Annotated in this window: 20 protein-coding genes, 7 tRNA genes and 3 rRNA genes; 26 read left to right on the forward strand and 4 right to left on the reverse strand. The window is 48.3% G+C overall.

What is annotated here, in order from left to right:
* Positions 1-9 precede the first annotated feature (9 nt).
* The 5 genes from atpG (at position 10) to priA (ending at position 6,194) form a co-directional block, all read left to right on the forward strand.
* Entirely contained in the window at positions 10-879 is an 870-nt protein-coding gene (gene atpG / locus QUE60_RS00085) for a F0F1 ATP synthase subunit gamma (RefSeq protein WP_286226825.1), read from the forward strand.
* Positions 880-916: 37 nt separating this feature from the next.
* On the forward strand, positions 917-2,317 hold the full coding sequence (gene atpD, locus QUE60_RS00090; protein WP_286223756.1) for a F0F1 ATP synthase subunit beta: 1,401 nt from the start codon (positions 917-919) through the stop codon (positions 2,315-2,317).
* Positions 2,317-2,733 (forward strand): F0F1 ATP synthase subunit epsilon, encoded by a 417-nt coding sequence (locus QUE60_RS00095; RefSeq protein ID WP_108507563.1) that lies wholly within the window; start codon positions 2,317-2,319, stop codon positions 2,731-2,733. The genes atpD and QUE60_RS00095 overlap by 1 nt, the downstream gene beginning before the upstream one ends.
* 6 nt (positions 2,734-2,739) lie before the next feature.
* Positions 2,740-3,849: a uroporphyrinogen decarboxylase gene (hemE, locus tag QUE60_RS00100; RefSeq protein ID WP_286223757.1), complete on the forward strand. Its 1,110-nt coding sequence runs from the start codon at positions 2,740-2,742 to the stop codon at positions 3,847-3,849.
* Positions 3,850-4,112: 263 nt separating this feature from the next.
* A complete protein-coding gene (priA, locus tag QUE60_RS00105; protein WP_286226826.1) occupies positions 4,113-6,194 on the forward strand; it encodes a replication restart helicase PriA in 2,082 nt (693 codons plus the stop codon).
* Here the strand turns inward: priA and gcvH are convergent.
* Positions 6,191-6,583, reverse strand: coding sequence for a glycine cleavage system protein GcvH (gene gcvH / locus QUE60_RS00110; RefSeq protein WP_286223759.1), 393 nt, complete (start codon positions 6,581-6,583; stop codon positions 6,191-6,193). The genes priA and gcvH overlap by 4 nt on opposite strands.
* Positions 6,584-6,627: 44 nt before the next feature.
* Between gcvH and QUE60_RS00115 the strand changes: the two genes are divergently transcribed.
* Complete coding sequence (locus QUE60_RS00115; protein ID WP_286223760.1) at positions 6,628-7,272, forward strand: MBL fold metallo-hydrolase; 645 nt, start codon at positions 6,628-6,630, stop codon at positions 7,270-7,272.
* A gap of 220 nt (positions 7,273-7,492) precedes the next feature.
* On the opposite strand, the gene QUE60_RS00120 is transcribed toward QUE60_RS00115, so the two are convergent.
* Positions 7,493-8,527, reverse strand: a complete 1,035-nt coding sequence (locus QUE60_RS00120; RefSeq protein WP_286227519.1) for a fatty acid desaturase — start codon at positions 8,525-8,527, stop codon at positions 7,493-7,495.
* Positions 8,528-8,709: 182 nt separating this feature from the next.
* A tRNA-Arg gene (locus tag QUE60_RS00125) sits at positions 8,710-8,785 on the reverse strand.
* A 99-nt stretch (positions 8,786-8,884) separates the two neighbouring features.
* On the opposite strand from QUE60_RS00125, the gene QUE60_RS00130 reads away from it, so the two are divergent.
* Positions 8,885-9,406 carry a c-type cytochrome gene (locus QUE60_RS00130; RefSeq protein WP_286225429.1) on the forward strand — a complete coding sequence of 174 codons (522 nt, stop codon included), beginning with the start codon at positions 8,885-8,887 and terminating at the stop codon, positions 9,404-9,406.
* On the opposite strand, the gene rsmI is transcribed toward QUE60_RS00130, so the two are convergent.
* Positions 9,407-10,303 (reverse strand): 16S rRNA (cytidine(1402)-2'-O)-methyltransferase, encoded by an 897-nt coding sequence (gene rsmI / locus QUE60_RS00135; protein ID WP_286226828.1) that lies wholly within the window; start codon positions 10,301-10,303, stop codon positions 9,407-9,409.
* Between the two features lie 97 nt (positions 10,304-10,400).
* On the opposite strand from rsmI, the gene QUE60_RS00140 reads away from it, so the two are divergent.
* The 19 genes from QUE60_RS00140 (at position 10,401) to rpoB (ending at position 26,761) form a co-directional block, all read left to right on the forward strand.
* Positions 10,401-11,009 (forward strand): phosphoheptose isomerase, encoded by a 609-nt coding sequence (locus QUE60_RS00140; protein ID WP_286226217.1) that lies wholly within the window; start codon positions 10,401-10,403, stop codon positions 11,007-11,009.
* A gap of 1 nt (position 11,010) precedes the next feature.
* A complete protein-coding gene (locus QUE60_RS00145; protein WP_286226830.1) occupies positions 11,011-11,655 on the forward strand; it encodes a BON domain-containing protein in 645 nt (214 codons plus the stop codon).
* A gap of 415 nt (positions 11,656-12,070) precedes the next feature.
* Positions 12,071-13,603 (forward strand): 16S ribosomal RNA (locus tag QUE60_RS00150).
* 58 nt (positions 13,604-13,661) lie between these two features.
* Positions 13,662-13,738, forward strand: a tRNA-Ile gene (locus tag QUE60_RS00155).
* Between the two features lie 28 nt (positions 13,739-13,766).
* A tRNA-Ala gene (locus tag QUE60_RS00160) sits at positions 13,767-13,842 on the forward strand.
* A 237-nt stretch (positions 13,843-14,079) separates the two neighbouring features.
* A 23S ribosomal RNA gene (locus tag QUE60_RS00165) occupies positions 14,080-16,951 on the forward strand.
* 112 nt (positions 16,952-17,063) lie between these two features.
* Positions 17,064-17,177: ribosomal RNA gene (gene rrf / locus QUE60_RS00170) — 5S ribosomal RNA — on the forward strand.
* Together the 16S, 23S and 5S rRNA genes with 5 tRNA genes alongside form the textbook arrangement of a ribosomal RNA operon.
* Positions 17,178-17,283: 106 nt before the next feature.
* A tRNA-Tyr gene (locus tag QUE60_RS00175) sits at positions 17,284-17,369 on the forward strand.
* A gap of 73 nt (positions 17,370-17,442) precedes the next feature.
* Positions 17,443-17,516, forward strand: a tRNA-Gly gene (locus QUE60_RS00180).
* A 49-nt stretch (positions 17,517-17,565) separates the two neighbouring features.
* Positions 17,566-17,640: transfer RNA gene (locus QUE60_RS00185), tRNA-Thr, on the forward strand.
* Positions 17,641-17,703: 63 nt separating this feature from the next.
* Entirely contained in the window at positions 17,704-18,894 is a 1,191-nt protein-coding gene (tuf, locus tag QUE60_RS00190; protein ID WP_286223765.1) for an elongation factor Tu, read from the forward strand.
* 9 nt (positions 18,895-18,903) lie between these two features.
* Positions 18,904-18,979 (forward strand) — tRNA-Trp (locus QUE60_RS00195).
* A 26-nt stretch (positions 18,980-19,005) separates the two neighbouring features.
* A complete protein-coding gene (gene secE / locus QUE60_RS00200; RefSeq protein ID WP_286223766.1) occupies positions 19,006-19,383 on the forward strand; it encodes a preprotein translocase subunit SecE in 378 nt (125 codons plus the stop codon).
* 21 nt (positions 19,384-19,404) lie between these two features.
* Complete coding sequence (gene nusG / locus QUE60_RS00205) at positions 19,405-19,962, forward strand: transcription termination/antitermination protein NusG (protein ID WP_407675552.1); 558 nt, start codon at positions 19,405-19,407, stop codon at positions 19,960-19,962.
* A 115-nt stretch (positions 19,963-20,077) separates the two neighbouring features.
* The gene (rplK, locus tag QUE60_RS00210) at positions 20,078-20,509 is read left to right on the forward strand and encodes a 50S ribosomal protein L11 (RefSeq protein WP_286226832.1); all 432 of its coding nucleotides are present in this window, start codon (positions 20,078-20,080) and stop codon (positions 20,507-20,509) included.
* Between the two features lie 2 nt (positions 20,510-20,511).
* Positions 20,512-21,210, forward strand: a complete 699-nt coding sequence (gene rplA, locus QUE60_RS00215; RefSeq protein ID WP_286223768.1) for a 50S ribosomal protein L1 — start codon at positions 20,512-20,514, stop codon at positions 21,208-21,210.
* A 220-nt stretch (positions 21,211-21,430) separates the two neighbouring features.
* Positions 21,431-22,021 carry a 50S ribosomal protein L10 gene (rplJ, locus tag QUE60_RS00220; protein WP_286223769.1) on the forward strand — a complete coding sequence of 197 codons (591 nt, stop codon included), beginning with the start codon at positions 21,431-21,433 and terminating at the stop codon, positions 22,019-22,021.
* 36 nt (positions 22,022-22,057) lie between these two features.
* Complete coding sequence (gene rplL / locus QUE60_RS00225) at positions 22,058-22,435, forward strand: 50S ribosomal protein L7/L12 (protein WP_108507575.1); 378 nt, start codon at positions 22,058-22,060, stop codon at positions 22,433-22,435.
* 225 nt (positions 22,436-22,660) lie between these two features.
* On the forward strand, positions 22,661-26,761 hold the full coding sequence (gene rpoB / locus QUE60_RS00230; protein WP_286223770.1) for a DNA-directed RNA polymerase subunit beta: 4,101 nt from the start codon (positions 22,661-22,663) through the stop codon (positions 26,759-26,761).
* Position 26,762: the final 1 nt, after the last annotated feature.

Here is a 26,762-nt window from a genome sequence, read left to right on the forward strand (position 1 = left end):
TAGGCAATCATGGCCGGCACAAAAGAAATACGCACCAAGATCAAGAGCGTTCAGAATACGCGCAAGATCACTAAAGCGATGGAAATGGTCGCCGCTTCCAAGATGCGGCGTGCTCAAGAGCGCATGCGCTCAGCAAGACCTTACTCTGAAAAAATTCGGGCAATCACCGCCAATCTATCAAAAGCAAATCCAGAATACCGTCCGGTGTATATGGCTGTGCGTGAGATTAAGAAGGTGGGCCTGATTTTAGTAAGCACTGATAAGGGATTGTGTGGCGGTTTAAATACCAACGTCCTTCGTTTGGTCACGAATCAGATGCGGGACTTTGGCGAGAAGAATATTTCTGTTGAGTTCACTGCAATTGGTTCAAAGGGCTTGCAATTTTTAAACCGAACCAAGGCTAAGCTTTTATCTCAATCTATTTTGTTGGGCGACACCCCGCATATGGATAGCTTAATCGGTGCAATCGCTGCACAGCTTGATGCATTTGAGCGCGGCGAGGTGGATGCGGTGTATTTGGCCTATACCCGATTTATCAACACCATGAAACAAGAGCCAGTCTTAGAAAAGCTTTTGCCGCTTGAGTCTGACGACTTAAGCCAAGAAGCAAATACAGGTCATGGTTGGGATTACATCTATGAGCCTGATGCGGAATCAGTATTGAATGGCCTTTTGAAGCGCTACATTGAGGCGTTGATTTATCAGGCGGTCGCAGAGAATATGGCGTCAGAGCAGTCAGCGAGGATGGTGGCCATGAAAGCCGCGTCTGATAACGCAAAGAATGTGATCGGTGAATTGCAGCTGATTTATAACAAAACCCGTCAAGCAGCGATTACCAAGGAGCTTTCCGAGATCGTCGGCGGAGCGGCGGCGGTTTAAGTAAAGATTTTTAAAGATTAAATAGCGGAGAAATGTGATGAGCATCGGAAATATTGTTCAGTGTATTGGTGCGGTGGTGGATATTCAGTTCCCCCGAGATAAGATGCCCAATATCTATGACGCATTAACTTTGGTCGAAAGCGATGAGGCTTCATTTGCCGAAAAAGGATTGACCTTTGAAGTTCAACAGCAAATTGGCGACGGCGTGGTTCGCGCGATTGCGATGGGCGCTAGTGACGGCCTACGTCGGGGCATGGAGGTGAAGGCGACCGGCGCGGGAATTTCTGTACCAGTTGGCCCCGCAACCTTGGGCCGCATCATGGATGTATTAGGTCGTCCGATCGATGACGCCGGTCCAATTGCGACCCAAGAGCGGCGCTCCATTCATCAATCCGCACCAAAGTTTGATGAGTTATCGCCATCGGTGGATTTGCTTGAAACCGGTATTAAGGTGATTGACCTCGTCTGCCCATTTGCTAAAGGTGGTAAGGTCGGACTCTTCGGTGGCGCGGGCGTTGGAAAAACCGTGAACATGATGGAGCTCATCAACAACATTGCAAAACAACACTCCGGTTTGTCGGTGTTTGCGGGAGTCGGTGAGCGCACTCGTGAAGGTAACGACTTCTATCATGAAATGAAAGAGTCAAACGTGATCGATAAGGTGGCCATGGTTTTTGGTCAGATGAACGAGCCCCCAGGCAACCGTTTGCGTGTCGCTTTAACAGGCCTGACAATGGCTGAAGCATTCCGTGACGAAGGCCGTGACATTCTGTTCTTCGTTGACAATATTTACCGCTATACCCTTGCGGGTACCGAAGTATCCGCTCTATTAGGCCGAATGCCATCCGCTGTGGGATATCAGCCCACCTTGGCTGAAGAGATGGGAAAGCTCCAAGAGCGAATCACCTCAACTAAAACAGGCTCGATTACGTCGATTCAGGCCGTTTATGTTCCAGCTGACGACTTAACCGATCCATCGCCAGCCACTACCTTCTTGCACTTGGATTCCACGGTCGTGTTATCCCGTGACATCGCAGCTTTGGGTATTTATCCGGCGGTTGATCCTTTGGACTCAACAAGCCGACAGCTTGACCCGCAGGTGGTGGGAGCTGAGCATTATGAAGTTGCGCGCGGTGTGCAAATGACCTTGCAACGTTATAAAGAATTGCGAGACATCATTGCGATTTTGGGTATGGACGAGCTCTCTCCCGAAGATAAGTTAGCTGTTGCCCGTGCTCGTAAGATTCAGCGTTTCTTGTCCCAGCCTTTCCACGTTGCTGAAGTTTTCACCGGCTCACCTGGAAAATACGTTCCACTAAAAGAGACAATTCGTGGCTTTAAGATGATTGTTAGTGGTGAACTTGACCATTTGCCAGAGCAGGCCTTTTATATGGTTGGTTCAATTGATGAGGCCATTGAGAAAGCGAAGAAACTCTAATGGCAACCATTCATGTTGATGTCGTGAGTGCAGAGCAGTCAATTTTTAGTGGCGAGGCTAAATTTGTAGCCCTTCCAGGCGAATCAGGTGAGCTTGGAATTCTGCATGGCCACACCCCTTTAATTACTCGCATTCGGCCTGGTTCGGTGCGAATTGAAAAGGCGGATGGCGATGAAGAGTTTGTCTTTGTTGCCGGCGGTTATTTAGAGGTTCAGCCAGATTGCGTTACGGTTTTGGCTGATACCGCAATCCGTGGCCATGATCTGGATGAGGCTAAGGCGCTTGAGGCAAAAAGGCGTGCTGAAGAAGCCATGCAAAATCGTGCCGGTGATTTTGATATTGCCTACGCCCAGTCTGAATTTGCAATGGCCGCAGCTCAATTGGCTGCAATTGCGCGCTTGCGTCGTAAGAAGTAAGCTCAATTGTTAGCAAACGATCGCTTCCTTCGGGCCTGTTTGGGTCAAAAAACAGACCGCACCCCTTTGTGGCTCATGCGTCAGGCAGGTCGGTATCTACCTGAATACAATGCAACGCGTGCAAAGGCTGGTAGTTTTTTGGGCCTTGCTAAAAATCCTGCGTATGCAACAGAGGTTACTTTACAGCCATTAGACCGCTATCCCTTAGATGCGGCCATTTTGTTTTCTGATATTTTGACCATCCCTGATGCGATGGGTTTGGGCCTCCAGTTTGCTGCGGGCGAAGGCCCAAGCTTTACTCACCCCTTGCGCACGGAGGAGGCTGTTAAAAATTTAAGGCCTGCAGACCTTCATCAACTGCAATATGTGTTTGATGCGGTGGCCCAAATTAGGAAATCGTTGATCCAAGACGGCAAGCAGCGCGTTCCGCTAATTGGATTCTCGGGCAGTCCATGGACCTTAGCTTGTTACATGATAGATGGCTCAGGTTCGGATGATTTTCGACATGCAAAGACCATGATGTTTAATCGCCCGGATTTGCTCAAGCACATTCTCGACATTAACGTTCAATCGGTAGCTGCATATTTGACGGAACAATTACGCTCAGGCGCTCAGGCGCTCATGATTTTTGATACTTGGGGTGGGTTATTGCCTGATGGTTGGTACCAAGAAATCTCATTGGCAAGTATGCGTAAGGTGATTGACCAGCTTCCTCAGGAATTAAATGGGCAAAAGGTGCCAATCATTATTTTTACTAAGGGCGGCGGTCTGTGGCTCGATGACATGGCAGAATCTGGAGCTGATGTGATTGGGCTCGATTGGACAATGTCGGTCGCCAAGGCAAGAGCTCGCTTAGTCGAAAAAAATAAGTCCATTGCGCTTCAAGGCAATCTTGACCCGCTCGCTTTATTTGCTAACCCGGAACAAATTGAGGCTCAGGCCAAGAAAATCTTGGATGGCCTCAACAAGGCTCCCGCTTTGAAGGCGGACCTCCACCCCCTTGATGCACACATTTTCAATTTGGGGCACGGAATCTCTCAGTTCACAAATCCAGATAGCGTAACTGTACTGGCCAAGACCGTTATCGAGTATTCAGAATATCTACGTAAGGCTTAATTAACCCGTTTTATCCCTTTGCTTCAGTAGGTTTAGGGGTAGACTTATGCACAAATAGTGTCGGTCTATTGGATTTCATGGAGATTATCAATATACCGCAGATCATAGTTTGACTTTATCCTATAAGCTATTGATTTGGTTAAATATTTTTTAATTTTCAATGGATATAAGAAAGTTAGGGCCCGCTATCACTCTTGTTATTTATTAGCCTAAGTAGCGGTTGTCCACAAAGTTATCCACAGACTAATCAATACACTACTTTATTGAATCAATCAGCGCCAATCATCGTTAAAGTTGTTGTCGATCGGCCTCTTCCGGAGGCCTTTGATTACCTATGGGATAAAGAAACGCTTCGCGCCATACCCCAGGTCGGGATGTTGGTTGAGGTTCCCTTTGGACGAACAAATCTACCAGGTATAGTTATTGAAGTAACTACTTACTCTCATTTAAATGATTCAAAATTAAAGAAAGTACTTCAGATTGCGCCCCTAAACCCGATCGATAATCGCTTGATGGAATTAGCGCATTTTGCTTCCCAATATTATCTTCATGGGCTTGGCGAAACAATTGTGTCAGCGATACCGAAATGGTGGCGCACTGCCAGCAACTGGAATAAGCCACTTGATTATTTAAATCTCAAAACAAAGGACGCAACCGAATCAAAAGCCAAGGAGAAAAAACTCTCTCTTGAGGAGCTCAATGATGATCAAAGACAAGCAATTCAGATCCTAAACGGCCATCAGCAGGGGACATTTAATACATTCCTTCTCAACGGGGTGACCGGTAGTGGCAAAACAGCCGTTTACCTTACGTTTATCGAAACTTTGCTCAAGCAAGACCCCGCGGCTCAAGTTTTAATCATGCTGCCCGAAATTAATCTAACTCCGCAATTACAAAGGCGGATTCAAGAATATTTCCCCCAAGAGATTCTGGCCGTTCTTCACAGTGGATTAACGGAGAAGCAGCGTGGCATTGCTTGGTACCTTGCAATGACGGGGCTTGCCCGCATCGTATTGGGTACGCGACTATCGATTATGACCCCCCTACCAAAATTGGTAGGGATTGTGGTCGATGAGGAAAATGACAGCTCCTTTAAGCAGCAAGAAGGTATGGCCTATTCAGCGCGCGACTTAGCCGTGTGGCGTGCTAAAAACGAACGCCTGCCAATTGTTTTAGTTTCAGCAACCCCCTCCTCGCAAACCTGGCAGGCAGTAAAAGAAGGTCGGTATCAGGAAATTCAATTGACCAATCGAGCCGGGGGTTTTCAAATGCCCAATGTCGAGCTGGTAGCCCCTAGTAAGTCCTCGCGTTCAATCACCATCAGTCCTTTAATGATCAGGGCGCTTGAACAGAATCTTCACAAAGGTCGACAGAGTCTAATATTGATCAACCGGCGGGGATTGGCGCCCGTTCTTAGTTGTTCATCGTGTAATTGGTTAAGTGAGTGTGACCAGTGTTCCAGTTATATGGTGATGCATCGACAGTTAGGGCACTTTAAAAAGCCTATGTTGTGCTGCCATCATTGCGGCCTGATGAAAGTTGTTCCACAAGGATGCCCAAGGTGTGGTGATGTTGATTTGCAGCCGCTCGGGAGGGGAACCCAAAAAGTCGAGGATCAATTACAAGCACTGTTCCCACAAGCAACGGTACTACGCGTTGACGCCGATACTGCACGCACGAGCAAAAAGACCGAGGCGCTGTTTCAAGAGATACATGCTGGTTCAGCACAAATTATTGTTGGTACACAAATGCTTGCGAAGGGGCACGATTATCAAAATATCGGCCTAGTTTGTGTTCTGGATGCCGATGCAAGGTTGTATTCCAATGACTATATGGCGCCAGAACATTTATTTGCTCAACTTGTTCAGGTGGCTGGGCGGGCTGGGCGTTTTAGTGGTGAGTCCACCCAGATATTGATTGAAACTCGATATCCCGATGATCCCGTGTATCAATATATAAAAACATTCGATCTAGCTGGATTCATGGAGCATTTAATGGCTGCTCGTCAAGAGGCAGGTCTGCCGCCATTTAGTTATCAAGCGTTAGTGCATGCGGAAGCAAAGCAGAAGAAAGAAGTATTGACATGGCTAAATCATGCAAAACAATTTTTGCAGAAAACCGCTCATTTACAAACCGGAATCACCGTCTTTGATCCAGTTCCGAAATCCATCGCTCGCCTAGGAGGATGGGAGCGTTCACAATTATTAATTGAGTCGCGTCAACGGGCACCGCTCCAAGCCCTGCTTAATGAGCTTGAGCATTATTTGCGGCAACAGTCAGTCGGACGAATTTCAAAAGTGGGCAAAGTGCGCTGGTCAATTGAGCGCGACCCGCTATTTATTTAGCCACTAACGCCAGTCTCGTATTGATCGGGGCTTTGTAATAACGCAAGCTCGTTAACAGACAGCGCCTCATCTTTTGTCTGAATTTTGAAAAGCCAAACATCATAGGGTTGGGTGTTGATGCTTTCTGGTTTTTCTACTGCCGCTACATTAATTTCGCTAATGATCCCACTAATTGGCGCATGAATATCGCTTGCTGCTTTGAGCGATTCAATCGTAGCGCAAGCCTGACCCTGTTTCAATGAAGACCCAGGTTCAGGAAGCTTTAGAAAAAGAATATCCCCCAAGGCCTCTTGAGCATGATTACTAATGCCAACCCAATATTGACCGTCATCACCATGCCTTACCCATTCATGGGTTTGTGCAAACAAAAGATCGTTTGGAATATTCATTAGAATATTTTAACGACACTAACCAAGAATTTGATCATATCGACATGACCTTAAAGCTCTCAATTGTTCCTGTGACCCCATTTGAGCAAAATTGCTCAATCGTGTTTTGTGAGAAAACTAAAGAGGCGGCAGTTGTTGATCCAGGTGGAGATTTAGAAAAAATCGAAGACGCCTTATCGAAGCTGAATGTCAAACTTCGTAAAGTCCTATTAACTCATGGCCATTTGGATCATTGCGCTGGGGCGAAAGAGCTTGCTAAGAAATGGCAGGTTCCCATTGAGGGCCCCCACCCTCTTGAAAAATTTTGGCTTGATCAACTTCCAGAGCAAACCGTCCGTTTTGGTTTTGGGGAGGCCGAACCTTTTGAGCCGGATCGTTGGTTACTCGACGGGGATACGGTTTCTCTTGGAGAGCATGAATTAAAGGTATTTCATTGCCCAGGACACACGCCTGGGCACATCGTGTTCTATGACGAGCCTACTCGCCTTGCTTTTGTTGGCGATGTCTTATTTGCTGGATCGATTGGCCGCACAGATTTTCCAAAAGGTAATCACGCAGACCTAATACACGCCATCAAAACAAAGTTATGGCCTTTAGGCAACGATGTACATTTTGTGCCAGGCCATGGCCCCATGTCGACTTTTGGCCGCGAGAGACAAAATAACCCCTATGTTGGGGATAGGGCTTAGGTTTTAGCTGAACCAGTGCGGTGTGTGCGATTGTAAAGGCAGCTTGCGCAAATCCAACGCTGTTTACGATTGCTCGTAGGGATCCAGGTGCCCCCTTCTAGCCTTTTTTCCCGGCTGCATGAAGAGCAAAACTTAAGGCTAGGAGAAGTATCTTGGGTAGGGGTTGGAGTGGTTGACGTGGTCATAACGGAATCTGATAAATCTTCTCGAAACCATTATTTTACCTTGTTTCCCCATTGTTAGAGGGGGTAAGCAGAACCCGAACGGAGTTCGCGGTTTTATTGCCATCAAAATCGAGCCAGGCTTTCTCATTAAAGTCGTAGAGTTTGCAGGCTTTGGCGGTATCAAAATACCACTTCCAAGAAAACGGCTGAACAATAATTCTCTCTGGTAGAAGGGTTTCCAGGCGATTTTGGGCGGCCGGAAGGTTATACAGGGGAACGCTCATATCAACGTGATGCGCCGTATGTTCCATGATGTGATGCATCAGGGCTCCCCAATAGAAACCAAAGGTCAAGTGAACCGTGGTCGATACAAAAGGCTGTGCCCTTAACCACTCTGATTTATTGTCGTACCAACAAACTGCTGGGTGGGTATGGTGGACATAGACTACAAACCCAATCATCCCGTTCCAGAATAAATAAGGAAGGACAAAGCCGCATAACAATGCGACCAGAACAGATTGCCCCGTGTTGATGGCAAAAAAGCTCAAAAGCCCAATCCAGATCAGGGCAAATGCGCTCACCAGAAGGTTATCTTTTAGAAAAATAGAACGGTCCGCAGGGCGGTATTTTTTATTGGGGAAGAACATTTTGTTCCACCAAATTTCAATCAAATAGTAGGCGATGGGCCCCCAACCACTCCGATAGTGCCGCTCTAGAAATTGACGCCATTTGGGAAGGGCGTCATATTCTGATTTTGAAAGGGGCGCCCAAACGAAATCAAAGCCTTTGAGATTGGTTTGTCCATGATGAACTACGTTGTGCCCGATATCCCAAAGGCTGTACGGGGTAAGGGATGGTAAGAAGGCAATCCGACCAAGCACTTTGTTTAAGGTTCGATGAGGGGTAAAGCTCTGGTGACAGGCATCATGGCCCAAGATAAAGATTCGTCCAGTCACAAAACCGGCGATCACACCAAATAGAATTTTGATCAGAATGTTCTCAAAGTAAACCGTAGCGGCAATACTAAGAACCCACAAGAACGAATCTAGGATCAAAAGAGAAATGGCCCGAACCGTGTTTCCCTCGGTCATTGGGCTCAACCATGAGCGAATAACCTTGCGGTGAGGAAGGGGAAGATCTGGGCTTAGGGGTGCCGGATTAACCAATACTTGATTGGATTGGAGGGCGCTATTTAGCTCTGACACAGTGACTTTCTTAAGATCCTTGAATCATAGTGGTTTTTTGGGATTTCGGTATTACAGAATGATGAAAGTGGCGCGCCCGGCAGGAATCGAACCTGCGACCCTTGGCTTCGGAGGCCAATACTCTATCCACTGAGCTACGGGCGCAATCAAAATAATTCAGTATGTATTGTAAGTGCCTGAAACCAGGTTGCTCTCGGTATAATTCAATGCATTCTTAATTAACCACCCTTTTTTCGAGCCATTATGAGTGAAGAGCACGGTAATTTAATCAAAAATACAAAGCAATTAAGTATTGCGGTAATTGCTAGTTTTTTTGTACCCCTAATCATCATTTTCCTGTTGATTGTTTATGTCAGCAGTGGGAAAAATAAAGAAAATGTGGCCTCAGAGAAGAGTACGGAGACCTTGATCAAGCCAGTTGGTAAATTGAATTTCAAAGATGCAAGCGCTCCTCGCGAAGTTCAAACGGGTGAGGCAGTTTACAAAGCAGTGTGCGCTTCTTGCCATAATTCGGGCGCTGCTGGCGCTCCCAAGTATGGCGATCCATCTACCTGGGGTGGCAGAATCGCCAAGGGCTATGATGCGCTCTATGCATCGGTTATGAAGGGCAAGGGCGCGATGCCCGCTCGTGGCGGCGCAAGTCCTGCAGATGTGAGCGATTATGAAATTGCTCGATCGGTTGTTTATCTAGCGAATTCAGCGGGTGGAAAATTTGCTGAGCCCAAGGCCCCCGCTCCTACGCCAGCAGCAGAGCCAGCGAAGTAATTACTCGCCCCCCTTCTTCACTGCAAGGGCAAGTTCGTAGGCCTCATTTTTTTGTAGGCCATACATCGACTGCAAAACTGCTGAGAGATCTTTGCTGCTCAATTGCTTGCTAAGCAATTGAGCTAAGCGTAAAGGCGCATTGCTTTCAATGACGATTTTGCGATCCCTGCCCTCAAGAACAAAGACAAATTCCCCCTTTAGGTGATTAGGGTTGTCTAGCCAGGCCGAGATTTCGTTGGGCCGTAATAAAAAAAGACTCTCAAATTTTTTACTAAGCTCCCGCCCAATGATTAATCGTCGATCATTACTCAGAAGCTCACTCAATCGAGTTAAGGTCTTGGTTAGGCGATGGGGGCTTTCGTAAAACACAGTTGGAATCGGGCTCTCAATCATTAAACGAAGTGTCTCTTCCACCTCATTTTTTGAGCTAGGCAAAAAACCAAGAAACTGAAATTGCCCATGGGCTGCTTGTAGTACACCCCCGGCAATCGAAAGAACTGCTGTCAGTGCGCTTGCTCCTGGAATGGGAATGGTTCGATAACCGTTCTTTTGAACTTCGGCGACCAAACGAGCCCCAGGATCCGAGACTCCCGGGGTGCCAGCGTCTGATAGATAGGCCCAACGCTCTCCCGCTTTAAGACGATCTATTAGTTTTTTTGATGCCTCAAGTTCGTTGTGCTCATGAATGGCCATCATTGGTTTGCTAATTCCATAATGCTTGAGAAGCAATAGGCTATGACGTTTGTCTTCACAGGCAATGCCGTCGACAAGGTTCAGCACATGTAACGCCCTTAGTGTGATATCCCCTAGATTTCCGATCGGGGTTGCTACGACATACAAACTGGCGATTGGAAAGTCTTGCTTTTGCAATGCATCGAGTGATGGTATTTCCAGCATGAAGAACCCCTTTAGAATTAATTATCCCTGCAAATGTATTGAAATGAAACCATATGGAGCAGCATTTGGGGATGGCAAAACAGAGCATAATATTGTGATGAAAACAAAACCAATCGATGAGCTAAAAGCCAGAGCACAACAGCATTTTGTTGATAGTATTGCGACAAAGCAGTTAGGGGCCAAGGCCCTGCCTTCAGAAATTGCGCGCGCCATTCTTTTGATCACGCAATCGATTGAAGCGGGCGGAAAAATAATGGCCTGCGGAAATGGTGGATCTGCGGCAGACGCACAACATTTTGCAGCCGAACTAATGGGTCGCTTTGAACGTGAGCGCCGCGAGCTTGCTGCGCTTGCACTCACAACCGACTCATCCATATTGACAGCCATCGGAAATGATTACAGCTATGAGGAAGTATTTAGCAAGCAGGTGCGCGGCATCGGGCGCCCGGGCGATGTATTGATTGCTATATCAACATCTGGGAACTCAAAGAATGTCGTCAAAGCGATTGAAGCAGCGAAAAAGATTGGCATTCATATTGTTGCGATGACAGGTAATGGCGGGGGAAAGATTGCTGTGCTACTCAGCGGAGAAGATGTTCATTTATGTGTTCCAGCGACCCGTACTGCACGCATCCAAGAAACCCATCTACTTTTATTGCACTGCCTTTGCGATGGCGTTGATCACGTTTTGTTTAACGAGGATTGAAATGATGCGACTCATCAAAATAGTTTGTACCGCCTTAATTGCCCTGCAACTATCTGCTTGCGGCGTGTTAGTGGTTGGCGGCATGGTCGGTGGCGTAACAATACTGGCTGATCGCAGAACGCCCGCAGTTCAGGCAATTGATTTGGGAATTGAGATTGAGGCCAATAGTCAGCTCTCCAGAAAGTTCGGGGACTCTGCGCACATTGTCGTTGTTTCTTTTAACCAAAAAGTTCTCCTAATCGGCGAGGCGAAAGACGAGACCATCAAAGCTCAGGCAGGTAACGATGTGAAGGCGATGAAGAACGTTCGCTCTTTATTTAATGAAATTGTGATCGGGCCCAATAGCTCATTGGGTCAACGGGCAAGCGATGCTTATTTAGCCTCAAACATTAAAACCCAACTTATTTTTAGCCCTGATGTTCCCTCAAATTCTATGAACATTTCGGTTGAGAGTGGCAGGGTTTACCTAATGGGCATATTGACTCAGCAAGAAGCTGACAAAGCCAAGCAAATTGTCAGCAAGGTAAGCGGCGTGAAGCAGGTGTTTGCCTTCTTTGACATTATTTCGGAGGCTGAGAAGCAGCGCCTTGAGCAAGAAGGCAAGGCAAGAACCTCGCAACCAGATACGAATCCTGCCCCAAATTAAATTCGGATGCTTTTTGATCCCAATTAATTAGTATTTACCCTAATATCTAGAGCTAGCGCCTTATATGAGTTTAAAGAATTGGCCTAGGGGGCTTTCTAAGCCATTGATTTTATTGTAGCCCAAATTGATGGGGCTAATTTGGGGGTCCGGCGGCATAAAAATATTTGTAAGAAGGTGTTGACATCCTTCTAAGGGTATGTCATAGTTATGGACTTCGCTGAATTCCCATGAATTGTCTCTGGGGACAGCCTTCTTTAAAAATTAGTCAACCGATAATTGTGGGTACTGAGTAGAGGCATCCAGTCCTTCGGGACAGATGTAAATAAACAGTACTCATAGACAGTAAAAATGATTTGGTTTTTTACCAAGTCAATTTCTTAAATGAGTGCGACGAACCGCAAGGTTCACAGGAATTGAACTGAAGAGTTTGATCCTGGCTCAGATTGAACGCTGGCGGCATGCCTTACACATGCAAGTCGAACGGCAGCACGGGTGCTTGCACCTGGTGGCGAGTGGCGAACGGGTGAGTAATACATCGGAACGTACCTTATCGTGGGGGATAACGCAGCGAAAGTTGCGCTAATACCGCATACGCCCTGAGGGGGAAAGCGGGGGACCGTAAGGCCTCGCGCGATTAGAGCGGCCGATGTCTGATTAGCTTGTTGGTGAGGTAAAAGCTCACCAAGGCGATGATCAGTAGCTGGTCTGAGAGGACGATCAGCCACACTGGGACTGAGACACGGCCCAGACTCCTACGGGAGGCAGCAGTGGGGAATTTTGGACAATGGGGGCAACCCTGATCCAGCAATGCCGCGTGAGTGAAGAAGGCCTTCGGGTTGTAAAGCTCTTTTGTCAGGGAAGAAACAGCAGCTCTAACACAGTTTGCGAATGACGGTACCTGAAGAATAAGCACCGGCTAACTACGTGCCAGCAGCCGCGGTAATACGTAGGGTGCAAGCGTTAATCGGAATTACTGGGCGTAAAGCGTGCGCAGGCGGTTATACAAGACAGGCGTGAAATCCCCGGGCTTAACCTGGGAATGGCGTCTGTGACTGTATAGCTAGAGTGTGTCAGAGGGGGGTGGAATTCCACGTGTAGCAGTGAAATGCGTAGATATGTGGAGGAACACCAATGGCGAAGGCAGCCCCCTGGGATAACACTGACGCTCATGCACGAAAGCGTGGGGAGCAAACAGGATTAGATACCCTGGTAGTCCACGCCCTAAACGATGCTGACTAGTTGTTGGGAATTTACATTCTCAGTAACGTAGCTAACGCGTGAAGTCAGCCGCCTGGGGAGTACGGTCGCAAGATTAAAACTCAAAGGAATTGACGGGGACCCGCACAAGCGGTGGATGATGTGGATTAATTCGATGCAACGCGAAAAACCTTACCTACCCTTGACATGTCACTAACGAAGTAGAGATACATTAGGTGCCCGTAAGGGAAAGTGAACACAGGTGCTGCATGGCTGTCGTCAGCTCGTGTCGTGAGATGTTGGGTTAAGTCCCGCAACGAGCGCAACCCTTGTCTTTAGTTGCTACGCAAGAGCACTCTAAAGAGACTGCCGGTGACAAACCGGAGGAAGGTGGGGATGACGTCAAGTCCTCATGGCCCTTATGGGTAGGGCTTCACACGTCATACAATGGTGCGTACAGAGGGTTGCCAACCCGCGAGGGGGAGCTAATCTCTTAAAACGCATCGTAGTCCGGATCGTAGTCTGCAACTCGACTACGTGAAGCTGGAATCGCTAGTAATCGCGGATCAGCATGTCGCGGTGAATACGTTCCCGGGTCTTGTACACACCGCCCGTCACACCATGGGAGTGGGTTTTGCCAGAAGCAGTTAGCCTAACCGCAAGGAGGGCGATTGCCACGGCAGGGTTCATGACTGGGGTGAAGTCGTAACAAGGTAGCCGTATCGGAAGGTGCGGCTGGATCACCTCCTTTCTAGAGAATGATGCTAAAACTTTAGTACCCACACTTATCGGTTGACGAAAAACGCCACGGGTCTGTAGCTCAGCTGGTTAGAGCACCGTCTTGATAAGGCGGGGGTCGTAGGTTCAAGTCCTACCAGACCCACCATCAAGCGGCGGTACAGACTGCGGTCGATGGGGGATTAGCTCAGCTGGGAGAGCACCTGCTTTGCAAGCAGGGGGTCGTCGGTTCGATCCCGTCATCCTCCACCATCATTAAATGTCAAAACAAAGCATTGATGCAGTGTTTTGTTTTGCCATTTATGGCTGTTCTTTAACAATTTGAGTAAGCAATGCGTTTGATGCATCTTTGAGAGTGCATCAAACAACAAGTAGTATGGGTAGTGATTGAATCATCAGTAATACAAATGAGTTTTATCAAGTTTGGATTACGGCAAACATGTCAGAAGTAAAACCTGTAACAGGTATCAGTAATGGTGCTCGTTATAGGATCAAGTGAATAAGTGCATGTGATGGATGCCTTGGCGATTACAGGCGATGAAGGACGTTGTAGCCTGCGATAAGCTTCGGGGAGCTGGCAAACAAGCTTTGATCCGAAGATTTCCGAATGGGGAAACCCGCCGCTTTTGCGGCACCCACATCTGAATACATAGGGTGTGTGGAGCGAACCTCGTGAACTGAAACATCTAAGTAGCGAGAGGAAAAGACATCAACCGAGATTCCCAAAGTAGTGGCGAGCGAAATGGGAGCAGCCTTCTAGTGATAACACAACATTTAGCAGAACGGAATGGAAAGTCCGGCAATAAAGGGTGATAGCCCCGTATGCGAAAGGTGATGTGTGGTACTAGGCTAGAGACAAGTAGGGCGGGACACGTGAAATCCTGTCTGAATATGGGGGGACCATCCTCCAAGGCTAAATACTCGTAATCGACCGATAGTGAACAAGTACCGTGAGGGAAAGGCGAAAAGAACCCCGGGAGGGGAGTGAAATAGATCCTGAAATCGCATGCATACAAACAGTAGGAGCCCCGCAAGGGGTGACTGCGTACCTTTTGTATAATGGGTCAGCGACTTACATTCAGTAGCAAGCTTAACCGCATAGGGAAGGCGTAGCGAAAGCGAGTCCGAATAGGGCGTTAGTTGCTGGGTGTAGACCCGAAACCAGTTGATCTATCCATGGCCAGGTTGAAGGTGCGGTAACACGTACTGGAGGACCGAACCCACTAACGTTGAAAAGTTAGGGGATGAGCTGTGGATAGGGGTGAAAGGCTAAACAAAACTGGAAATAGCTGGTTCTCTCCGAAAACTATTTAGGTAGTGCCTCGTGTATCACCAAAGGGGGTAGAGCACTGTAATGGTTGTGGGGTCCATTGCGGATTACCGCGCCATAGCAAACTCCGAATACCTTTGAGTGTCAGCACGGGAGACAGACATCGGGTGCTAACGTCCGGTGTCAAGAGGGAAACAACCCAGATCGCCAGCTAAGGTCCCTAAAATTGGCTAAGTGGGAAACGAAGTGGGAAGGCTAAAACAGTCAGGAGGTTGGCTTAGAAGCAGCCACCCTTTAAAGAAAGCGTAATAGCTCACTGATCGAGTCGTCCCGCGCGGAAGATGTAACGGGGCTAAGCCAGTTACCGAAGCTGCGAATCACGTAAGTGATGGTAGGAGAGCGTTCTGTAAGCCTGCGAAGGTGTGTTGTAAAGCATGCTGGAGGTATCAGAAGTGCGAATGCTGACATGAGTAGCGATAAAGGGGGTGAAAAGCCCCCTCGCCGTAAGCCCAAGGTTTCCTACGCAACGTTCATCGGCGTAGGGTGAGTCGGCCCCTAAGGCGAGGCAGAGATGCGTAGCTGATGGGAACAAGGTTAATATTCCTTGACCGTCGTTAGATGCGATGGGGGGACGGATCGCGGAGAGTTGTCCGGGTGTTGGATGTCCCGGTTCCTGCATTGGAGATGGCTATTAGGTAAATCCGGTAGCGTAAATCAAGGGTGTGGGACGAGTGAGCTTGCTCACGAAGCAATTGGAAGTGGTTCCAAGAAAAGCCTCTAAGCTTCAGTCTAACGAGACCGTACCGCAAACCGACACAGGTGGGCGAGATGAGTATTCTAAGGCGCTTGAGAGAACTCAGGAGAAGGAACTCGGCAAATTGGTACCGTAACTTCGGGATAAGGTACGCCCAAGTAGCTTGACTGTGAACAACAGAAGGGCAAAAGGGTTGCAATAAAATGGTGGCTGCGACTGTTTAATAAAAACACAGCACTCTGCAAACACGAAAGTGGACGTATAGGGTGTGACGCCTGCCCGGTGCTGGAAGATTAAATGATGGGGTGCAAGCTCTTGATTGAAGTCCCAGTAAACGGCGGCCGTAACTATAACGGTCCTAAGGTAGCGAAATTCCTTGTCGGGTAAGTTCCGACCTGCACGAATGGCGTAACGATGGCCACACTGTCTCCTCCTGAGACTCAGCGAAGTTGAAATGTTTGTGATGATGCAATCTACCCGCGGCTAGACGGAAAGACCCCATGAACCTTTACTGTAGCTTTGCATTGGACTTTGAATCGGTCTGTGTAGGATAGGTGGGAGGCTTTGAAACCAGGATGCTAGTTCTGGTGGAGCCAACCTTGAAATACCACCCTGATTTATTTGAGGTTCTAACCTTGGCCCGTTATCCGGGTCGGGAACAGTGCATGGTAGGCAGTTTGACTGGGGCGGTCTCCTCCCAAAGTGTAACGGAGGAGTACGAAGGTACGCTTGGCACGGTCGGACATCGTGCCTAAAGTGCAATGGCAAAAGCGTGCTTAACTGCGAGACCGACAAGTCGAGCAGGTGCGAAAGCAGGTCATAGTGATCCGGTGGTTCTGTATGGAAGGGCCATCGCTCAACGGATAAAAGGTACTCTGGGGATAACAGGCTGATACCGCCCAAGAGTTCATATCGACGGCGGTGTTTGGCACCTCGATGTCGGCTCATCTCATCCTGGGGCTGTAGCCGGTCCCAAGGGTATGGCTGTTCGCCATTTAAAGAGGTACGTGAGCTGGGTTTAAAACGTCGTGAGACAGTTTGGTCCCTATCTGCCGTGGGCGTTGGAGATTTGACGGGGGCTGCTCCTAGTACGAGAGGACCGGAGTGGACGTACCGCTGGTGTACCTGTTGTTTCGCCAGAAGCATCGCAGGGTAGCTATGTACGGAAGAGATAACCGCTGAAAGCATCTAAGCGGGAAACTTGCCTGAAGATAAGATCTCCCGGAGGTTTAACCTCCATAAAGGGTCGTTGAAGACCACAACGTTGATAGGTCAGGTGTGGAAGCGCAGTAATGCGTTAAGCTAACTGATACTAATTGCCCGTTAGGCTTGATCCTATAACCAGCACCATTGTGCTGAAGTTTGCGTGATTCAAGTCACTATCGATATTAAGTAATACATTGCTTGCTCAAATTGGGTTGTTTCTTTTGAAACAGCCTATCCTCTACGCCCGGTGACCATAGCGAGTTGGAACCACCCCTTCCCATCCCGAACAGGACCGTGAAACGACTCAACGCCGATGATAGTGCGGATTACCCGTGTGAAAGTAGGTAATTGCCGGGCACCAATGTGTGACGCCCAGACCCCTACGGTCTGGGCGTTTTCACTTGTGGAAGAAGGACTTGCAGATTGACAGCAGTGACCGAACAAGAGAAAATGTAAGGTTCTCGGAGAGATGCCCGAGCGGCTAAAGGGGGCAGACTGTAAATCTGTTGGCTTACGCCTACGTTGGTTCGAATCCAACTCTCTCCACCAGATGAATTGGTAGCAAAAGAAGTAAGAGCGGAATAAGTGAAGTATGAGTGGATGTAATTAAGCAGTATTTACTGCGGGTGTAGCTCAATGGTAGAGCTGAAGCCTTCCAAGCTTATGACGAGGGTTCGATTCCCTTCACCCGCTCCAGCTTTTGTAGTTCATGTGCAGTATTGACGCAGTGTGATGTAAGAGCGCTGCCCATGTGGCTCAGTGGTAGAGCACTCCCTTGGTAAGGGAGAGGTCGGCAGTTCGATCCTGCCCATGGGCACCAGTTTTTGTGGTTAATTTTTTAGTGTGACTCAATTTGATTTAAGTAGATTACAAGGCACCCAAAATGGCAAAAGAAAAATTTGAACGGACTAAACCCCATGTGAACGTTGGCACCATTGGTCACGTCGACCACGGTAAGACCACGCTAACCGCGGCAATCACCACCGTGCTCTCCAAGCTCTTTGGTGGCGAAGCAAAAGCCTACGATCAGATCGATGCGGCCCCTGAAGAGAAGGCCCGTGGTATTACGATTAATACCGCCCACGTCGAGTACGAGACCAAGAACCGTCACTACGCGCACGTCGATTGCCCAGGTCACGCCGACTATGTGAAGAACATGATTACTGGTGCTGCCCAGATGGACGGCGCTATTTTGGTGGTCTCGGCAGCCGATGGCCCCATGCCCCAAACCCGTGAGCACATCCTCTTGGCCCGCCAAGTAGGCGTGCCTTACATCATCGTGTTTATGAACAAATGCGATATGGTCGACGACGCTGAACTCTTAGAGCTCGTGGAGATGGAAGTGCGTGAGCTGCTCTCCAAGTATGAGTTCCCAGGCGACGATACCCCCATTGTCAAGGGCTCTGCCAAGCTCGCCTTAGAAGGCGACAAGGGTGAGTTGGGCGAAGGCGCCATCATGAAGCTTGCTGAAGCTTTAGATAGCTATATCCCCAATCCTGAGCGTGCGATTGATGGCGCATTCTTGATGCCAGTCGAAGACGTGTTCTCGATCTCTGGTCGTGGCACGGTGGTGACCGGTCGTGTTGAGCGCGGCATTATTAAAGTCGGTGAAGAGATTGAGATCGTCGGTATTAAGCCCACCCTCAAAACCACCTGCACTGGCGTAGAGATGTTCCGTAAACTGCTCGATCAAGGTCAAGCAGGTGATAACGTCGGTATCCTCTTGCGCGGCACCAAGCGCGAGGAAGTCGAGCGTGGCCAAGTATTAGCTAAGCCCGGCTCGATTACCCCCCACACCCACTTTACTGCTGAGGTTTATGTGTTGTCCAAAGATGAGGGCGGTCGTCACACCCCCTTCTTTAACAACTACCGCCCTCAGTTTTACTTCCGTACCACCGATGTCACCGGCTCAATTGAGTTGCCTAAGGACAAAGAGATGGTGATGCCTGGCGATAACGTCACCATCACCGTAAAGCTTATTGCCCCCATCGCGATGGAAGAGGGCTTGCGCTTTGCAATCCGTGAAGGCGGTCGTACCGTCGGTGCGGGTGTAGTTGCGAAGATTTTGGCTTAAGAAGGAATTAGGGGCGTAGCTCAATTGGCAGAGCGTTGGTCTCCAAAACCAAAGGTTGGGGGTTCGATGCCCTCCGCCCCTGCCAGCATTATTTTGTAAGTGGATTTGTAAATGTCACAACAAACGATAGATAGCTCGGAGCAGAAATCAGGTTGGGTCAGCCTTGTAGCGGTTGCTATTGTGATCGCTGCGCTGGTTCTTTATTACACCCTGATTGACCAAGGCTATTGGGTTCGTCTTGCTGCGTTATTGGGCGGAATTGCTCTCGCGGTTATTTTGATGGCATTTTCAGCCGATGGTAAGCGTTTTATAGCTTATAGCAAAGACTCTTGGCTAGAGGTAAAAAAAGTAGTTTGGCCGACCCGCCAAGAATCAACTCGCATGACTCTCGTTGTATTCGGCTTTGTTCTAATCATGGCGCTTTTTTTATGGTTAATTGATAAATTGGTCGAATGGCTCGTGTTCTCAATCTTTTTAGGCTGGAAGTGAGGCAATATGGTTGATACTGATATGGTTTCCAACCCTCAGGCAACTGGCAATATGCGCTGGTATGTAATCCACGCCTATTCTGGTATGGAAAAGAGTGTAAAGAAGGGGCTCGAAGAGCGCATTGCGCGCTCCGGAATGGCTGAAAAGTTTGGCCGTATATTGGTTCCATCCGAGGAAGTGGTAGAAGTTAAATCAGGCCAAAAGGCTGTTTCTGAGCGTCGTTTTTTCCCCGGTTATGTATTAATTGAGATGGAAATGACCGATGAAACCTGGCATTTAGTCAAAAATACGCCCAAGGTTACCGGTTTCGTGGGCGGTGTTCGCAATCGCCCATCCCCAATTTCGACTGCAGAAGTCAGCAAAATCATGGATCAAATGCAGGCCGGGGTAGATAAGCCTAAGCCTAAGACCCTATTTGAGGTGGGTGAGATGGTTCGTGTCAAAGAAGGCCCATTTACCGATTTCAATGGAAATGTGGAAGAAGTGAACTATGAGAAGTCAAAACTCCGCGTTTCTGTTACAATTTTTGGTCGTGGTACTCCCGTTGAGCTTGAATTCGGCCAAGTGGAGAAGATGTAATTTGTAGAAGTATCAAGTAGTTAGCGAGGAGCGGATCCAGAACACGCCAATTCTGGTGAAGCGTTTACTCAACAGCGGTTAACACAATTGGTTAGCGCGCTTTTTTGGAGCAAGTATGGCAAAGAAAATTATTGGCTTTATCAAGTTGCAGATTCCTGCTGGTAAAGCAAATCCATCCCCACCCGTTGGTCCCGCTCTGGGTCAGCGCGGCCTCAATATCATGGAGTTCTGTAAGGCGTTTAATGCTCAAACTCAGAGCATGGAGCCCGGCTTACCAATTCCAGTTGTAATTACTGCTTTTGCGGACAAGAGCTTCTCATTTGTGATGAAGACTCCCCCCGCAACCATTTTGATTAAGAAGGCAGCGAAAATTGAGAAGGGTTCACCCCGGCCTCATACCGATAAGGTTGGCAAGATTACTCGTTCACAAGCAGAAGAGATTGCCAAGTTAAAAATGCCTGACTTAACAGCCGCTGATTTAGATGCTGCTGTTCGCACTGTGGCAGGCAGCGCCCGTTCGATGGGCATTACTGTGGAAGGAGTCTAAACATGCCTAAATTATCAAAGCGCGTGAAAGCGATTCAGTCCAAGGTTGATCGTAATAAATTTTATCCATTAGATGATGCTTTAGCATTGGTGAAAGAGTGTGCAACGGCAAAGTTTGATGAGTCAATCGATGTTGCTGTTCAGCTAGGCATTGATGCAAAGAAATCTGACCAGGTTGTTCGTGGCGCAGTTGTGCTGCCAGCGGGTACCGGTAAGCATGTGCGTGTTGCCGTATTTGCTCAAGGTGAAAAAGCCGAGCAAGCAAAAGCGGCTGGAGCCGAAATCGTAGGCATGGAAGATTTGGCAGAACAGATCAAGGGTGGCAACATCAACTTTGATGTGCTGATTGCATCCCCAGACACGATGAAGATTGTTGGTACCTTAGGACAGGTGTTAGGCCCACGTGGTTTGATGCCCAATCCAAAGGTGGGCACTGTGACCCCTGATGTGGTTACTGCCATTAAGAACGCCAAGGCTGGCCAGGTCCAGTTCCGAGTTGATAAAGCCGGAATTGTGCATGCTTCGATTGGCCGTCGTTCTTTTGAGCCAACCGCACTCAAGACCAATTTGCTAGCCTTGCTTGATGCCTTAAATAAGGCCAAGCCAAGCGCATCAAAGGGGATTTATTTAAGAAAGATCGCACTGAGCAGCACGATGGGTGCTGGTGTGCGTGTCGATCAAGCTTCACTGCAGGCCGCATAAGTCTGTAGTAAACAAACTTTGGGTCGAGTGCCTTGGCACTCGAACATCAAAGACCGTTGGTGAACAAAGTGTCGTTTACGAGTTCTTAATTGTTGCGAGAGCGATAACCAACCTAGATGGCGACCCTGTAAGGATATTTCGGGCACACCCCGTGATAGACAAATCAGACGCTGGTGTGTAACCCCGATTGGAAACAGTCGGAATGAGAAGGAGTTAAACCGTGCCTTTGAATGTAGAAGACAAAAAAGCGATTGTGGCTGATGTCGGCGCTCAATTGGCTGCGGCTCAAACAGTGGTGCTTGCCGAGTATCGCGGGATTCCCGTGGGCGAGTTAACCACCTTGCGTGCGAACGCACGATCCCAAGGTGTTTATCTTCGTGTATTGAAGAACACCTTGGCGCGTCGTGCTGCGCAGGGAACACCGTTTGAGCAACTTGGCGACTCAATGGTTGGACCTTTGATTTATGGAATCTCTGCAGATCCTGTTGCTCCGGCAAAGGTACTGCATCAGTTTTCCAAAGGCCAAGACCAGTTGGTCATCAAGGCAGGCTTTTATAACGGCAAAGTACTAGATGTAAACGGTGTTAAAGAACTAGCGACAATTCCGTCACGCGAAGAATTGCTCTCGAAGTTATTGGGAGTGATGAAGGCGCCTGTATCGGCAATGGCTCGTGTTCTTGGTGCTGTGGCAGAGCAAAAAGCAAGTGGAGCGCCGGCTGCGGCCGCTGCACCGGTTGCCGAAGCCACCGCAGAGCCAGCGCCTGAGGTCAGTGCTGCACCCGAGCAAGACAACCCAACTCCTGCTGCTTAATGCGCAGGATTAACCAATACAGTTTAGGAGCTAAAAATGGCAATTACTAAAGAAGAAATTATTGAAGCAGTTGGCAATATGTCCGTAATGGATTTGAATGACTTGGTCAAAGCATTCGAAGAGAAGTTTGGTGTTTCTGCAGCAGCAATGGCTGTAGCAGGACCTGCTGGCGGCGGCGGTGGTGCAGCTGCTGCTGAAGAAAAAACTGAGTTCACTGTAAATCTCCTCGAGGCTGGTGCCAACAAGGTTGGTGTCATTAAGGCGGTTCGTGAGATCACCGGCCTTGGCTTGAAAGAAGCCAAAGACTTGGTCGATGGTGCACCAAAACCAATTAAAGAAGGTGTTGATAAGAAAACAGCGGAAGAGGCTAAGAAAAAGCTCGAAGACGCTGGCGCAAAAGCCGAACTCAAGTAATTTTGAGATTGCCGGAGGGCTCACGGGCTCTCCGCGGTTTGATCCTCAGTGGTCAAACCAGATCTCATATTTACAAATGTAAGTCTGAAATCTGGTTTGCCTTCTGATACGACTGCAGAAGACAAGTTTGGTCGGGCATAACAATTTATATTGTTTTGCTGTCCGCCAGAGGCTGGTAGAGGCCAGCCGCCAAATCTTTGCTCAGTCGCTGCCATCGGAGATGAAATGAACTATAGCTTCACCGAACGCAAGCGCATCCGTAAGAGTTTTGCTAAGCGACCCAATAATCACCAGGTTCCATACCTGCTTACAACCCAGCTCGAGTCCTATGCCAAATTTTTGCAGGCTGATAAACCTGCAACTGCAAGAGCGAACGAAGGACTTCAGTCTGCATTTACGTCAATATTCCCGATCGTATCTAACAATGGATATGCGCGCATGGAATATGTTTCGTATCAATTATCGCCACCACCATTTGACGTCAAAGAGTGTCAACAGCGTGGCTTGACCTATCACTCCGCCTTGCGCGCCAAAGTTCGCTTAATCATTAATGACCGTGAAGCGCCGCACAAGGTAAAAGAGGTTAAAGAGCAAGAAGTCTACATGGGTGAAATCCCTTTGATGACCGATACCGGCTCATTTGTGATCAACGGCACCGAGCGCGTGATCGTTTCTCAGTTGCATCGTTCACCCGGTGTATTTTTTGAACATGACAAAGGCAAAACTCATAGCTCAGGGAAGCTTTTGTTCTCCGCGCGCATTATTCCTTATCGTGGATCGTGGTTGGATTTTGAGTTCGACCCTAAAGATATTTTGTACTTCCGGGTAGACCGTCGGCGTAAGATGCCGGTCACCATTTTGCTCAAAGCGATTGGCTTAAACAATGAGCAAATTTTGGCGAACTTCTTTAATTTTGACCACTTCACACTCTCGCAATCCGGCGCATCGATGGAATTTGTCCCAGAGCGTTTGCGTGGTGAAGTTGCTCGATTTGATATTGTGGACAAGAACGGCGTTGTAGTTGTTCAAAAAGACAAGCGCATCAATGCAAAGCATATTCGTGAGCTTGAGGCTGCTAAAACCAAAATTATTACCGTCCCGGATGATTCTTTAATTGGTCGTGTGGTCGCTAAAAATATTGTCGATCCGGATTCTGGCGAAGTATTAGCAAGCGCGAATGACGAGATTACCGAAGACCTGTTGGCCAAACTTCGTGAAAGTGGCATCAAGCAATTTGAGACCATTTATACCAATGACTTAGATTGCGGTGCTTATATCTCGCAGACCTTGCGCATGGATGAGACAGTTGATCAAACCGCTGCTCGCATTGCCATTTACCGCATGATGCGTCCTGGTGAGCCGCCCACCGAAGATGCTGTTGAGGCTTTGTTCCAACGCTTGTTCTACAGCGAAGACTCTTATGACCTCTCGCGAGTTGGTCGCATGAAGGTCAATAGTCGTTTGGGTCGCAGCGATATGGAAGGCCCCATGGTGCTCTCGAATGAAGACATCATGGATACCATCAAGATTTTGGTTGATCTGCGTAATGGTAAGGGCGAGGTTGACGATATCGATCACCTTGGTAATCGTCGTGTCCGCTGTGTTGGTGAATTGGCAGAAAATCAGTTTCGTGCCGGTTTATCGCGTGTTGAGCGCGCTGTTAAAGAGCGCCTTGGTCAGGCCGAGACCGAGAATTTGATGCCTCATGATTTAATCAACAGCAAACCAATTTCCTCGGCAATTCGTGAATTCTTTGGCTCATCGCAGCTATCGCAATTTATGGATCAAACTAATCCATTGTCTGAGATTACCCATAAGCGCCGTATCTCAGCATTGGGACCGGGTGGATTAACACGTGAGCGTGCCGGCTTTGAGGTACGCGACGTGCATCCAACTCATTATGGCCGTGTTTGCCCAATTGAAACCCCAGAGGGACCAAACATTGGGTTGATTAACTCACTCGCTCTATTTGCTCGATTAAATGAGCATGGTTTTCTTGAGACGCCATACCGTAAGGTAAGCAATGGCAAGGTAACCGATCAAGTGGAATATTTGTCGGCGATTGAAGAAGCGAAGTACACGATTGCTCAGGCGAATGCGACCATCGATAAAAACGGTAAGTTAGCGGATGAATTGGTTTCTGCACGCCAAGCGGGCGAGACCATGATGGTTGGACCAGAGCGTATTGATTACATTGATGTCGCACCAAGCCAAATCGTTTCTGCGGCAGCTTCCCTCGTGCCATTCTTGGAGCATGACGATGCAAACCGCGCATTGATGGGTGCAAACATGCAGCGTCAAGCGGTTCCTTGTTTGCGTCCTGATAAGCCACTGGTTGGAACGGGCCTCGAGCGCATTGTGGCTTTGGACTCAGGCACTGTTGTGATGGCAACGCGTGGTGGTGTGGTTGATTATGTGGATGCAAACCGCATCGTGATTCGCGTGAATGATGATGAGACCGCAGCCGGTGAAGTGGGTGTGGATATTTATAACCTCACTAAATACACTCGCTCGAATCAAAATACCAACATTAATCAACGTCCAATCGTACAAGTGGGCGATCATGTCAAACGTGGTGATGTGGTTGCGGACGGTGCCTCAACCGATTTAGGTGAATTGGCTTTGGGTCAAAATATGACCGTCGCCTTTATGCCTTGGAACGGTTATAACTTCGAAGACTCTATTTTGATTTCTGAGAAGGTTGTGGCGGATGATCGCTATACCTCGATTCATATTGAGGAGCTATCGGTTGTAGCGCGAGATACCAAGCTGGGCTCGGAAGAGATTTCAAGAGATATTTCCAATTTGGCCGAATCGCAATTGGCGCGCCTCGATGAAAGCGGTATTGTCTACATCGGTGCTGAAGTTGAGGCTGGCGACGTATTGGTCGGTAAGGTAACGCCAAAAGGCGAGACCACCTTAACTCCAGAAGAGAAGCTATTACGCGCAATCTTTGGTGAAAAAGCCTCTGACGTTAAAGATACTTCCCTGCGTGTACCATCGGGCATGAGCGGAACTGTTATCGACGTTCAGGTATTTACCCGCGAGGGTATCGAGCGTGATGCACGTGCTCAATCGATTATTGCTGAAGAGCTCCAACGCTATCGTTTAGATCTGAATGATCAGTTGCGTATTGTTGAGGGCGATGCGTTTGATCGTTTGCAAAAATTACTCTTAAACAAAACTGCGAATGGCGGCCCTAAGAAATTGGCCAAAGGTAGCAAGATTACGAAAGAGTATTTGTCGGAATTGGATCGTTATCACTGGTTTGATATTCGTCCAGCTGATGAGGAGGTAGCAACCCAAATCGAAGCCATTAAAGCCTCGATTGAGGCAAAGCGTAAGCAGTTTGATGCAGCGTTTGAGGAAAAGCGGAAGAAGCTGACCCAAGGCGATGAATTGCCTCCAGGCGTTACCAAGATGGTTAAGGTGTATTTGGCGGTTAAGCGCCGCTTGCAGCCTGGCGACAAGATGGCAGGACGTCATGGCAATAAGGGTGTTGTATCCAAGATTGTTCCAGTCGAAGATATGCCATATATGGCCGATGGTCGTTCGGTTGATATCGTGCTGAATCCCTTGGGCGTCCCATCACGGATGAACGTTGGTCAGATTTTGGAAACTCACTTGGGTTGGGCTGCGCAGGGAATTGGTAAGCGCATTGATGCCATGCTCAAAGAGCAAGCCAAGGTAGCCGATCTCAGGAAGTTCTTTAAGACTCTCTATAACGAGACTGGTCGTCAAGAAAACATTGATGAGTTTAGTGATGAGCAGATTCTGGAGCTTGCGAGCAATCTGAAGAATGGCTTGCCATTTGCAACCCCTGTTTTTGATGGGGCTACAGAAAACGAGATTGGCAAGATGCTGGAGTTTGCTTATCCCGATGATCAAGCTAAGAGCTTGCACATGACTCCCTCGCGTCAGCAAATCACCTTGTATGACGGGCGAACTGGTGATGCTTTTGAGCGCCCAGTCACCGTTGGTGTGATGCATGTCTTGAAATTGCACCATTTAGTGGATGACAAGATGCATGCTCGCTCAACTGGTCCGTACTCCTTGGTCACCCAGCAACCTCTGGGCGGAAAAGCCCAGTTTGGTGGACAGCGCTTTGGTGAGATGGAAGTTTGGGCCCTAGAAGCGTATGGCGCCTCCTATGTCTTGCAAGAGATGCTCACTGTGAAGTCTGACGACGTCACTGGCCGAACCAAAGTTTATGAAAACATCGTCAAGGGTGAGCACACGATTGATGCTGGCATGCCCGAATCGTTCAACGTTCTGGTGAAGGAAATCCGATCGTTGGGTATTGACATTGACATGGAGCGTAACTGAT

Origin of the sequence: Polynucleobacter sp. HIN11 (assembly GCF_030297675.1) — a bacterium.
Taxonomy (GTDB): Bacteria; Pseudomonadota; Gammaproteobacteria; order Burkholderiales; family Burkholderiaceae; genus Polynucleobacter.